Origin of the sequence: Paracoccus methylarcula (genome assembly GCF_003007735.2) — a bacterium.
Lineage (GTDB): Bacteria > Pseudomonadota > Alphaproteobacteria > Rhodobacterales > Rhodobacteraceae > Paracoccus > Paracoccus methylarcula.
This window is the reverse complement of the sequence record NZ_PXNQ02000010.1, coordinates 186,334-198,781: the sequence shown is the minus strand read 5'-3', so window position 1 is coordinate 198,781 and position 12,448 is coordinate 186,334. Positions and strand designations below refer to the sequence as shown.

Sequence of the window (12,448 nt, the reverse complement as noted above, 5' to 3'; positions counted from 1 at the left end):
CCGGGGGCCTGCCCCCGGACCCCCGGGATATTTGCATGAAGAAGAAGGAAAGCGGGTGCCGGGAGGGGCCGCCCGGCAATTGAGCCTTCCGACCGGGGCCAAGGCGCCCGCAGCCCTGTTTCAGCCGTGCTCGGCGCGGCGTCCCTGCAGGTTCCCGAGACCCAGGACCTCGAGCACCTTGGCCTCAATATGCGACGCGTTCAGGGCCGATATGTCATACATCGCGTAAGGCGCGTCGTGATCGACGAAACGGTCGGGCAGCACCATCGAGCGGTATTTCAGCCCGTGATCGAAGACGCCCTCTTCGGCCAGAAGCTGCGCGACATGGCTGCCGAAACCGCCCACGGCCCCCTCTTCGATGGTGATCAGCGCATCGTGATCCGCCGCAAGCTGCAAGATCAGGTCGCGGTCCAGGGGCTTGGCGAAACGGGCATCGGCGACGGTCGGGACAATGCCCCTTGAGCGCAGGGCCTCGCATGCCTTCGTCACCTCGGAGAGGCGGGTGCCGAATGAGAGGATCGCGACGCATTTCCCCTCGGCCACGATCCGGCCCTTGCCGATGTCCAGCACCTCGCCATGTTCCGGCAGGTCGATTCCGGTACCCTCTCCGCGCGGGAAGCGGAAGGCGATGGGGCCGGAATCATGGGCGGCGGCGGTGGCGACCATATGCATCAGCTCGGCCTCGTCGGCAGCGGCCATGACCACGAAGCCCGGCAGGTTCGACAGATAGGCGATGTCATAGGCGCCCGCGTGGGTCGGCCCGTCCTGCCCCACCAGCCCCGCCCGGTCGATGGCGAAGCGCACAGGCAAGCCCTGCACCGCCACGTCATGGACGACCTGGTCGTAGCCGCGTTGCAGGAAGGTCGAATAGATCGCGCAGAACGGCTTCATCCCGCCCGCCGCCAGCCCGGCGGCGAAGGTCACGGCATGCTGCTCGGCAATGCCGACATCGAAGCTGCGGCGCGGATAGCTTTCGGCGAATTGCTTGAGCCCGGTGCCGTCGGGCATGGCCGCCGTGATCCCCACGATCCGGTCGTCGCGGCTGGCCTGATCGATCAGTGCGCGCGCGAAGACCGAGGTATAGCTGGGCGCGTTCGGCGCAGGCTTGGCCTGCACCCCGGTCACCACGTCGAACCGGCCAGTGGCATGGCCCCTGTCCGAGGCGGTCTCGGCGGGGGCGTAGCCCTTGCCCTTTTTCGTCACTGCATGGATCAGCACCGGCCCGGTGGCGCGCGCCTTGACGGTGCGCAGCAGTGGCAGCAATTGTTCCAGGTCGTGGCCGTCCACCGGGCCGATATAGGAGAATCCCAGTTCCTCGAACAAGGTGCCGCCGACGGCCATGCCCTTGAGCATCTCCTTGGCGCGGCGGGCGCCCTCTTGCAGCGGTTCGGGGAGGAAGCCGACCGCGCCCTTGGCGACAGCTTGAGTTCCTGGAACGGGCCGCCGGTATAGAGGCGCGTCAGGTAGGAGGACATCGCGCCGACAGGCGGCGCGATCGACATCTCGTTGTCGTTCAGGATCACGAAAAGCCGCTTGCCCATATGGCCGGCATTATTCAGCCCTTCATAGGCCATCCCCGCGCTCATCGCGCCATCGCCGATCACCGCGATCGCGTCGCCGGGATCACCGCCCAGGTCGCGCGCCGCCGCGAAACCGAGTGCGGCCGAGATCGAGGTCGAGCTGTGCCCGGCACCGAAGGGATCAAAGGGGCTCTCGGCCCGCTTGGTGAAACCGGCCAGCCCCCCGCCCATGCGCAGGGTGCGGATACGCTCGCGCCGCCCGGTCAGAATCTTGTGCGGATAGCATTGATGGCCGACATCCCAGATGATCTTGTCGCGCGGCGTGTCGAACACGGCATGCAGCGCCACGGTCAGCTCGACCACGCCAAGCCCCGCGCCCAGATGGCCGCCGGTCACGCTGACGGCGCTGATCGTCTCGGCCCGCAGCTCATCGGCCAGCCGGAACAGGTCGCGGTCGGTCAGGGATTTGAGATCCGAGGGCAGGTTGATCCGGTCAAGGATCGGGGTCTGCGGGCGATCTGTCGTGGAATCAGACATGGGGCTGGCGTTCCGGCACGGCGTTCAGGTATCGCGGTCGATAACGAAGCGGGCCAACTCGCGCAAGTTTTCCGCCGCCTCGCCATAGGGTTCCAGCGCCACCTCTGCCGCATTGGCATAGCGCCTTGCCTCGGCCTTGGCCCCCTCCAACCCCAGCAATGACAGGAAAGTCGCCTTTCCGGCAGCGTCGTCCTTGCCGACGCGCTTGCCGGTCACATCCTCGTCACCGGTCACATCGAGAATGTCATCGGCGATCTGGAAGGCCAGCCCGAGCGCGCGGGCGTAATCGTCGAGCGGCTGCAGATCCTCGCCCGTCACCAGCGGCCCCGCAGTCGCGGCAAAGCGGATCAGCGCGCCGGTCTTGGCCCCCTGCAGGCGCTTGACCGCCGCCAGATCCAGCGGCTCCAGCGCGGTCTCGGCGGCGATGTCCAGCGCCTGGCCCCAGACCATGCCCTTCGCGCCCACTGAATCGGAAAAGGCGCGGATCAGTCGCAGCCGCGCATCGGCATCGCCGATGGCCTCATCGGTCAGCAGGCGGAAGGCCAGCGTCTGCAACGCGTCCCCGGCCAGGATCGCCGTCGCCTCGGACCATTGCAGATGGCAGGTGGGCATGCCCCGGCGCAGATCGTCGTCATCCATGGCGGGCAGATCATCATGGACGAGGCTATAGGCATGCAGCGCCTCGACCGCCGTGGCGACGGGCAGCGCCGCCTGGTCCGTCACCCCATGCAGCCGGGCCGACTCCAGCACCAGGAATGCGCGGATACGCTTGCCGCCAACGGTGGCATAGGCCATCGCGTCGCGCAGCTCGCCCTTGGGCAGATCGGCCATGGCCGTATCCAGCGCGGCCTGAAGCTGCGCCTTCACCTCGTCGAACCTGGCCTGCATCATTGCCCCTCGACCGGTTCCGTCCCGGTCGGCTGGCCATTCGCGGACAGCGTGATCTTCTCGACCCGCTCCTCGGCCTCGCGCAGGCGCTTCTCGCAATGTTTCCGCAATTTCGCCCCGCGTTCGTAAAGCGCGATGGATTCCTCCAGCGTCGCCTCGCCGGTTTCCAGCTTGCCGACGGTGGCTTCCAGCTCGCGCATGGCGTCCTCGAAGGACAGTTTCTCGATCTCGGTCATTCTCCGGCCTCCATCAGCACTTCGACATGGGCACGGACCGACCGCCCCAGAGCGGCCAGATCATAACCACCTTCCAGGCAGGATACCACCGGGGCGCGGCACTCTGCCGCCATCTCGCAGATCGAGCGGGTAATGGCGGCGAAATCCGCCTCGTCCCATTGCAGCTGCGCCAGCGGATCGTCGCGATGCGAATCGAACCCAGCGGAAACCATCACCAGTTGCGGATCGAATTTCCGGCAGCGGTCCAGGATGGCGTCCCATGCCACCCGCGCCTGTCCCCCATCCGATCCCGGAGGCAGCGGGACATTCATGATCTGCCCATGCGCCCCGCGCTCGGACGCCGCCCCGCTGCCGGGATAAAGCGGCATCTGGTGCGTGGAGGCAAAGAATGCGCGTGGTTCGTCCCATAGCAGGTCCTGCGTGCCATTGCCGTGATGCACGTCGAAATCCAGGACCGCGACCCGGTCCAGCCCATGCCGGTCAAGCGCGCGCTTGGCCGCGATGGCGGCGGTGCCGAACAGGCAGAAGCCCATCGCGGTTTCGCGTTCGGCATGGTGGCCGGGCGGGCGCATGGCCAGGAACGCATTCCTGGCCTCGCCCGCCAGAACCGCATCGACAGCCGCGCAGGCCCCGCCCACGGCCCGCAGCGCCGCCTCGAGGCTGCCCGGGGAAATATGCGTATCGGCATCCAATCCCCGCAATCCCTGATCGGGCTGCGCCTGCCGAAGCCGGTCCAGATAGCGTTCGGGATGGCAGCGCAGCACTTCGGCATCCTCGGCCAGCGGCGCCTCGAAGCGGTCAAGACCGAGCCCCTCCAGCGCAGAGATCACCGCGGCGTAGCGCGCCACCTGCTCGGGATGCCCCATGGGCACCAGATGCGCCTCGGCGGCGGGATGCGTGAACAGGGCCGTGCTCATGCGGATGGCCTCCTCCTCTTGTCGGAGACCACGCTAGTCGCGGTGCATCGGCGCTGCAAGCACCGGACCCACATGATCGCCGCGCGCGGCCGGACAGGCTTTCATCTGGACTTTCCCGATGCGCCAAATAATCATGCCCCGCATGAAGCCCAAGATACTGACGACCCTTCAAAATTATGACAGGCGGCTGTTCATGGCCGATCTTGTCGCCGGGATCACCGTCGCGATGGTTGCGCTGCCGCTCAGCCTTGCCATCGCGATTGCCTCGGGGGCCGATCCGGCGAAAGGGCTGGTCACGGCCATCGTCGCGGGCTTCCTGATCTCGTTGCTTGGCGGCAGCCGGGTCCAGATCGGCGGGCCGACGGGGGCGTTCATCGTCGTCGTGTTCAAGGTCATATCAGATCACGGCTATGACGGCCTCGTCATCGCGACCTTCATGGCCGGGCTGATCCTGCTCGTGGCGGGGTTCCTGCGCGCCGGTCGCCTGATCCAGCTTGTGCCCGAGCCGGTCATCAACGGCTTCACCATCGGCATCGCGATCATCATCGCGGCAAGCCAGCTCAAGGATCTGTTCGGGTTGTCCATCGCGCAGGTGCCCGCCGAGTTCTTCGGCAAGCTGGAGGCGCTGTGGCGGGCGCGAGACTCGGTGAATGTCCCGGCCATGATGATCGGGGTGCTGACGATATTCCTGATCGTCGCCCTGAAGCGGGCCGCGCCCCGCTTGCCGGGACTGATCATCGCCGTTGCGGTTACATCCGCCATCGTCGCCATCCCGGGCCTGCCCGTCGATACGATCCAGTCCCGTTTCGGCGATCTGCCACGCAGCCTGCCCCTGCCCGCCATTCCGTCGCTGGACGCCGGGCGGATGCTGGAGTTGCTGCCATCGGCCTTTGTCATCGCCTTTCTTGCCGGTGTCGAATCCCTGCTTTCGGCGATGGTCGCCGACCGGATGATCTCGGGCCGACATCGTTCCAATGCCGAACTGATCGCCCAAGGAGCGGCAAACCTGGGATCGTCCCTGTTCGGCGGCCTTCCCGCGACCGGAGCGATCGCCCGCACCGCCACCAATATCCGTGCCGGGGGCAAAACCCCGGTGGCCGGATTGGTGCATGCGATGACGATCCTGATTGTCATGCTGATCGCGGCCCCGCTGGCGGGTTACATGGCGATGCCCGCGCTGGCCGGACTGCTGATCCTGACGGCATGGAGCATGAGCGAGCCCCATCGCTGGCCGGAATACCTGCGTGAACGGCCTTCGGACCGGTTTCTCCTGGTCCTGACACTCGTGCTGACCGTGGTTGCGGATCTGACCGTTGCAATCGGCGTCGGCGTGATGATCGGGCTGGCAATCAGGCTCCGCCGCCGCGCGGTGCCGCCATCGGATTGGAAACCGCCGCAAAGGTAGGATCAGGACCCATTGATTTCAGCCGAGCATCGTGATTCAGCGCTGGAAAACAGGGCGGTGACATGTCTGATCTATTCTGGTTGAGCGATGCGCAGATGGCGCGTCTGGAACCCTATTTCCCGAAGTCCCACGGCAAAGATCGCGTTGATGACCGCGAGCGGCTGAGCGGAATTACTTTCATAAATTGCAATGGGTTACGATTGCGCGATACGCCCGGAGAATATGGCCCGCGCATATGAGGAGGGTCGTGGTCCCGATCGACTCTACAGCCGCTGGCAGCGATGGAGCGACAAGGGTGTCAACGGTCGGCGATTTCATCAGTGCCCGCGCTCTGCCGGGCAGCTTGCCCAAGGTCTACTGGCTGCTCGGAGATCGCGGCCATGAGGCCGACTGATTCAGAGATGCGTTGAAAGACAAGGGATGCGCGCCTGCATCCCGGGCCGAAAGCTGCGCAAGTCGCCCGTGAAATACGACAAGCGCCGATCCAAACGGCGCAATCGTATCGAGATCATGTTCGGTAGGCTCAGGGACTGGCGGCGTGGAGCGCCCCGATACCACAGGTGCCCAAAGCTCTTCCTCTCAGCAATCGCTCTCGCCGCAACCGTCATCTATTGGCTATGGGTCCTCACCCTAAGAACCCCTCCCGGCTGCCCCGGTTGCTCGCAGCATGAGCCAGAAAGAGGCCAACGGGCGTATTCATTCTCCGCATCAGCGGGCATGAGGTTCGGACAAATCCATTCAGTTAAAGGAAATCGTTCCGGATCACCGACTAAATCAGCAACCTGTTAGGTCTGGACTTTTCATTCACCGAACATCATTCTGATCATCGATATTTGCAAGATGTTGATTGTCAGAGGCCGATTATGGATGGTGCATTTAATCAATCCGGACGTGTGGGCCGGCTTGTAACGGCATTGGACGAAGACGTCCTTGCCCTGCTGCGCTTCGAGGGCACGGACCTGCTGAATGGCCTCTTTGAATACCGTGCCGAGGCTCTTGCCACGCGGGACGACCTTGATTTCGACAGGCTGATCGGCACCCATGCCACGGTCGAGATCGAGGCGCATGAGGTGATGCGGCCTTTCGATGGCATCGTCACCTCTGCCCGGTGGGTGGGGGTCGGCGAGAATGGCCATCGTTATGACCTGACCCTCCGGCCCTGGTTCTGGCTGGCTGGCAAGCGCCGCAACCAGCGGATATTCCACAACAAGACCGTGCTGGAGATTCTGCAGGAACTGTTCAGGGACTATGCCGGGCTCGGTGACCCGGTACTGGAGATCCGGTGCAGCCGGGACTACCCGGTTCTCGAATACACCGTGCAATACCGCGAAAGCGATCTGACCTTCGCCCGCCGGCAGATGGAACGGCACGGGATCAGTTTCCATTTCCGGCATGGCAATGGCAATCACACCATGGTGCTGACCGATGACGTTCTGGCCCATGAGAAGATCGGCGAACGCCCGTTCAAGCGCTATGACGGCCATCATCAATATGAACATGAGCATTTCTGGGAATGGTCGCCCGAGCGCAACCTGACCACCGGGGCGATCCGGCTGACCGACTACGACTTCAAACGGCCCACGCAGAAGATGGAGGTGGAGCATCTTGGCGATGCCACGCATGAGCAGGGCCGGATCGAGAGTTTCGACTATCCCGGCGATTACCTGACCGAGGATGTCGGCAAGATCGTCTCGCGGATGCGCATGGGGCAGGAACAGGGCGGAGATCGGCGCAACCGGGCGGTGGGCGATTGCGTCAGCCTGTCCTCTGGCCTGCGGGTGCAACTCGGCGGAGACAAGCTGCCCGGACATGGCGAGACCTATCTCTGTCTCTCGGCCTCCCACAGCTTCGTGAGCGAGGCCTATGGTTCGGGCGGACAGGAGGGCGACAGCTACAGCTATACCGGCTCATTCACCCTGATGCCCGACCGGGCACCGATGGTGCCGCCCCGGCGGACGCCGCCTTCGGTGGTGCAAGGGCCGCAAACGGCGGAGGTCGTCGGTGACGGCGAGATCGATTGCGACGAATATGGCCGTATCCTGGTCCGCTTCCATTGGGATCTGGATGACGCCTATTCGATGCGTTGCCGGGTCAGCCAGAACTGGGCAGGCCAGGGTTTCGGCGGCATGGTTATTCCCCGCATCGGCATGGAGGTCGTGGTCGAGTTCCTTGAAGGCGATCCCGACAAGCCGCTGGTCACGGGCTGTGTCTATAACGGGCGCCGGGCGCCCCCTGCGGCCCTGCCCGCGAACAAGTCGCGCTCAGTTTTCAAGACGAAATCGCATCAGGGCGACGGCTTCAACGAGCTGACATTCGAGGACCAGGCGGGCGAAGAGTTCATCTACATGCACGCGCAGAAGAACCTGGATGTGCATGTGAACAATTCGCGCCAGTTGCGCGTGGAATATGACGATACCCAGACCATCGGCAACAATTCCGACCTTGCGGTGGCGGCGAACCGGACGGAGACCGTCGATGGGCTGATGGATGTATCGGTCAAGGGCACGATGAGCGAGAAGATCGACGGCGATCGCGGCGTGACGGTCGGCGGACATTTTGCCAGCAGGGCGGGCGGTGACCTGACGCTGAAGGCCGATGGCGAGATCGTGCTCGATGCCTCGAAGATCACGCTGGTAGCCGGGGGTGCAGCTCTGGTCCTGCAGGGCGGTGCGGTGAATGTGGCGCCGGTGCTGAATGTCGGCTCGGCCTCGCCCGGCGCGGCTGCCCTGCCCGCCATTCCTGCGGTGCTGAAGGCCGCCGCAGGCGAGGGCTCGCCCTTCGTCAGCCATTGTCCGAATGCCGATAAGGGGGCGTGATGCGCGAGGCCTGGATCGGGCGTTGCCATCTGCGGGCCCGCAACATGGAACGGCAGCGCTGGATCGGCAATCGCGAGGAAGCTGTCGGGCGGCTGATGCTGACGGCGTCGTCGGCTGAGGATTTCGCGACCAGGCTGCGCACTGCGCTGCCTTCTCTGGGATATGATCTGGTCGCTGTTCTATCTGCGGCCCCGGTTCAGCAGACCGATGATCTCGGCGATTTGGCAAATAGGCTGCCATCGCTCTTGCCGCATGTCGGGCACGCTCGTCCCGTGCCCCTGGGCGGTTTTTCGGAGGTCGCGCCTGCCTCTCACTGGCAGGAGACGGCATGGGATGCCCTGCTTTCCGGAAAGGTTCCGATTTGGGCCGTGATCGACGGAGTAAGCTGGCCGGAGATTTCCAAGATCCTTGGTCAGAGCAATGCGGAACATAGCTGTCTTTACAGCACGCTGAACCCGGAAAGCCGGGCGCTTGCGCTTGGCTGGTGCGGTTGGAGCCGGGCAGTGCGATGACCGCGGCGATCCGCAAGCGCCCACAGGAAACCCATTCGCTGATCCTGTTGCAGTCGGATCATGCCATGCCCGAGATTCGCCGGCATCTGCGCCGTTTCACCATGCTGCAGACGCCTGCCGATCCCGAAGCACCGGTCTATTTCCGCTTCTATGACCCCCGGGTTATGATCGATGCCATGGAAAGCATGCGCCCGGGATTTTGGGCGCGCTTCATGGAGTTGTTCAGATCGGTTGTTGTCCCGGTGACGCCCTATTGCCTGCTGCCCGAAGGCATTGCGTTGACCGGTTCCCGGATCGGTCCCTTTGATCCCGCGGATAGCTGTCAGGGACGGTTGTTGCGTTGGGCCTTGCCGGAACGCAGCAGCCTAAAATCAACTGATCTAAAAGTAACCGAACGGGAGTTTGACACTTTCTCAGAGCGGATGGAACGTCGCGCGATACATAAAATGGCCCGAAGGCTCCACGAAGAACATCGCGATGTGGGTGGTTCGGAAAGATGCCTTTCCGTGGCTTTTCGCGCCAAGGTACTGGCCGCAGAATATGGTTTGACAACCGTCAAGCAAGTTACCATCTTGGCGCGCTGCATGCTATATTTCGGAGAAGATTTCACGTCTCGAAACCGTGAGGCCTCACGCATTTTGAATGATCGAACATTACTGCCTTGGCAAAAGAAAAATCAGTTGATTGATTGGTTTATAGCCGAAAGCCGGAACGGTCCCATAGAGAATTTTTATAAGGGATAATTTAATTATGATGACATCAGACGAGGCAATTAAATTTCTACTTGCAAACAACACGGAACTGGGCACGTCACTGAACACGATCATGACGTCCGAAAGAGCTTTGCGGGTATTTCCATCTGATAGCCTTGCCCATCAGACACACAGACAAATACTCGACTCAGAACTCGAGAAAGTAAACGAAGTTGCCACTCGGCAAGGATACGAGAATGTTGGGATCGACCCGGCGCTCGGAAAAGCGGCGTGTGATTGTGAGGCAGGCGAGCCCTGTTGTATGGAAAGCGGCTTCGTTGCGGATGGCGAGGACGTTTCACGCAAGGTGTTGTGGCCCTCGCTTCGCCACCACTCAGGTTTGAAAATAATCTTCTGGTAATCGCAAAGAAGATTTCAGGTCATAATTTGACTTCAAGGGTCAAAGTGAATTGGTCTGGACAAAACTGCTGCCTTGGCACACCGGAAACTCCCTATATTCAATCAGCTGGATTGCATTCGGGACCAGAGAGGATATCGTCCAAATCTCAGGAAGTTAGTGTTGGAATTCCCTTTCTTCCCAGCTTTGCCGTCGCCCTGGAACGGTTTTTTCCACGAGAGATTATTTTCGCAATCACGACCTTGGACATTCTATTCACGCTCGCCAACGGCTGAATGATGACAACAAGGCGAGTTTCACTCCCTCTCAATGTTTTAGTGATGGACCGACCCAAACAAAACTGACCGTATTGCCGGTTCCTTATCTGAAGCTGGACGGCGAAGCTACACTTGCGATGATCATCCGTTTTACCACGGCTGGTGTCAACGGCAGCGTGTCTGCGAAAGGTTCGCTCACAGGAAAATTCGGAAACCACGAGATCACCGGCAGCGCCGAGGCGAAATCCATAGCTGGCACCGGCCTGTCGCGCTGCGATGGACAAAATGCTCCAGGCATGATCGGCACAATAGCCAATGTGATCGGAACGCTTAATGAGTATGTTGGGAAAGGAAACACCAAAGGTCCCGGAACACGTGACGTTTCTCAATATGCTTCAAGTGTGAGTTTGAGTAAGTCCCTGTCGCTGAAACCAACCGGCGTGGACCTTCTCGCAAAAACCGGCAGCCCAGACCTGGAACTCAAACTCGGCGGGCTAGCGATGGAGCTCAAGCTCGGTGTCACCGGAAGGCTCGATATCATTGACGCATTGGCAATGGCTTATACCGGACCGGGGGCGACAGCTATCAGGGAAGCACGCGCGGTGATGGCCAGCGGGCAGCATGTCAAAGGCAAGCTCGAGGCCTATCTGGAAGTTGGCGCCGAGGGCATGTTGACTCATTCTATCATGAGCGGTGTCACGATCACTATCCCTGCAAACATTCCGGCACCCGAAACGACGTCGGTCAGCGAGGTTTTCAGAGGCGAGATCAAGATCCGAGGTGTCCTTAGCGTCGGGGTCGAGATCGAAGCTGAGATCTGGATCTTCTCGGGAAAGGCCGGAGCAAGCGGCACGGTCCATACATCTTGGGCTTGGGCGTTACGGAAACAGGGGGCCAAACGCGAGAAGAACTACAAATTCGAGGGTCTGATTATCGAGTTGAAAGCTCACGCCGAAGCCGGATTCAGATCTGGAAATGATGATGCAGATGAATCCGCCTTCGGTAACAATAATACCGATGGGGCGCATGCAGCTTCAGCACCTAGCAGCAGTGACCTCGAATCCCAGGTCGCACAGCATCTCGAAAAATCTTCGGCTGAGGCCAAACGGATTGCGAGCTCCGGGATCGCTGGTATTGCAGGTGGGCGCACCTACACGATCTTTTCACCAGAGGATTCAGGATGGGAAAAATACTGAGATTGTTGACCGCATTATTTATCGCGATCTGCTTTCTGAAAGGTCCAAGCATGGCGCAGAACCAAAACCTTGATCACGGGTATTACGCCAAGATCCAAACTGACGGTTTGGCTTGGTCGTTACGAGTTAACGATCTTTACGTTCGAGAAAATGGAAATTTCGGATACGAAACCTCGGATGGCAATATTGGTATGCAGCTTCAACCGGGCCGCAACACTGTATCATTGCTATTTTCTCCATTAACGGGGGAAACCGCTGAAAATGGAGATTTTATTTTCGAGCTGCGTGATGGATTATTGATCGACATATCAATACAGCGTATCGACTATGCGACAAGGGAAAGTCGGGAAATCAACTGCGTCACATTGCGCTATGACATGACCCGAAATGATTTCGTTGCCGAAGACAAGACCGCCGCCGGAATGGATCGGGTGATGGTACAACCGTCCTTGCGCACCGACGGCAAGTTCACCATTTCGGACCTCCCTCCAAGATCGATTGTTTTCAAGACAGGAGAGACAATCGGGGGCTATCGGCTGGATTTCATGATCGAGGTGGATGACGAAGAGTTGCCACCTTTCCATTGGCGCGAGGAAGACGCAGTGCAGCTTGAGGATTCTCCTGCGACGCGCAAGGAGTTGATGCAGGCCTATCAGCGTCTTCACGACCTGATCGCACGCGGTGACAAAGCCACCATTCTACGCGAAGCGCGCCCTGTATGGGAACGGACGGCCTTTATCCTGACTTCCGATGCATCCAGTGCCGAAGAATTTGTCGGAAACACTGAACTGGGGCTCGACATGTTCAATCAAAGGCATCCCGACGGCAGCGAACTGCAGGACCTACGGATGAAGACCGGTATAGAGAGCGCAGCTTTGCAGTTCATGGATGGTGGGCGATTGGTGCGTATTCGCCCTGACCCCATAATCTGGGCCCTGCCACCCGGGAGCAGCAAGGATATTACCTCGGTATTTCCCGTTGTTTTCTACAAATCAGAATCCGGGGAATGGCGTATCGCCGAAATAAATGTGGGCCTTTAGCGTGAGACAAGGGG

The 12,448-nt window shown here is 61.0% G+C and carries 9 protein-coding genes and 2 pseudogenes; 7 read left to right on the top strand and 4 right to left on the bottom strand.

The features are described 5' to 3' along the window. Positions 1–120: 120 nt before the first annotated feature. From dxs to A7A09_RS16295, 4 genes and pseudogenes are all read right to left on the bottom strand, one after another. Positions 121–2,057: pseudogene (gene dxs / locus A7A09_RS16310) on the bottom strand (1-deoxy-D-xylulose-5-phosphate synthase). A 24-nt stretch (positions 2,058–2,081) separates the two neighbouring features. Further along, complete coding sequence (locus A7A09_RS16305; RefSeq protein ID WP_106692401.1) at positions 2,082–2,945, bottom strand: polyprenyl synthetase family protein; 864 nt, start codon at positions 2,943–2,945, stop codon at positions 2,082–2,084. After that, on the bottom strand, positions 2,945–3,181 hold the full coding sequence (locus A7A09_RS16300) for an exodeoxyribonuclease VII small subunit (RefSeq protein ID WP_106692371.1): 237 nt from the start codon (positions 3,179–3,181) through the stop codon (positions 2,945–2,947). Before A7A09_RS16300 ends, A7A09_RS16305 begins: the two co-directional genes overlap by 1 nt. Next, positions 3,178–4,098: a histone deacetylase family protein gene (locus tag A7A09_RS16295; RefSeq protein ID WP_106692370.1), complete on the bottom strand. Its 921-nt coding sequence runs from the start codon at positions 4,096–4,098 to the stop codon at positions 3,178–3,180. The genes A7A09_RS16300 and A7A09_RS16295 overlap by 4 nt, the downstream gene beginning before the upstream one ends. A gap of 193 nt (positions 4,099–4,291) precedes the next feature. Between A7A09_RS16295 and A7A09_RS16290 the strand changes: the two genes are divergently transcribed. From A7A09_RS16290 to A7A09_RS16255, 7 genes and pseudogenes are all read left to right on the top strand, one after another. Then, positions 4,292–5,503 (top strand): SulP family inorganic anion transporter, encoded by a 1,212-nt coding sequence (locus tag A7A09_RS16290; RefSeq protein ID WP_366466179.1) that lies wholly within the window; start codon positions 4,292–4,294, stop codon positions 5,501–5,503. Positions 5,504–5,565: 62 nt separating this feature from the next. Next, a pseudogene (locus A7A09_RS16285) lies at positions 5,566–6,121 on the top strand (transposase); the annotation flags it as partial. 245 nt (positions 6,122–6,366) lie between these two features. Then, entirely contained in the window at positions 6,367–8,319 is a 1,953-nt protein-coding gene (locus A7A09_RS16280; protein WP_106692369.1) for a type VI secretion system Vgr family protein, read from the top strand. Then, the gene (locus A7A09_RS16275; RefSeq protein WP_106692368.1) at positions 8,319–8,831 is read left to right on the top strand and encodes a hypothetical protein; all 513 of its coding nucleotides are present in this window, start codon (positions 8,319–8,321) and stop codon (positions 8,829–8,831) included. The genes A7A09_RS16280 and A7A09_RS16275 overlap by 1 nt, the downstream gene beginning before the upstream one ends. Next, positions 8,828–9,574 carry a DUF4123 domain-containing protein gene (locus tag A7A09_RS16270; protein ID WP_106692367.1) on the top strand — a complete coding sequence of 249 codons (747 nt, stop codon included), beginning with the start codon at positions 8,828–8,830 and terminating at the stop codon, positions 9,572–9,574. The genes A7A09_RS16275 and A7A09_RS16270 overlap by 4 nt, the downstream gene beginning before the upstream one ends. Positions 9,575–10,290: 716 nt before the next feature. Continuing rightward, the gene (locus A7A09_RS16260) at positions 10,291–11,394 is read left to right on the top strand and encodes a hypothetical protein (protein WP_148043698.1); all 1,104 of its coding nucleotides are present in this window, start codon (positions 10,291–10,293) and stop codon (positions 11,392–11,394) included. Further along, entirely contained in the window at positions 11,379–12,434 is a 1,056-nt protein-coding gene (locus tag A7A09_RS16255) for a hypothetical protein (RefSeq protein WP_148043697.1), read from the top strand. The genes A7A09_RS16260 and A7A09_RS16255 overlap by 16 nt, the downstream gene beginning before the upstream one ends. The last annotated feature ends 14 nt before the right edge of the window (positions 12,435–12,448 follow it).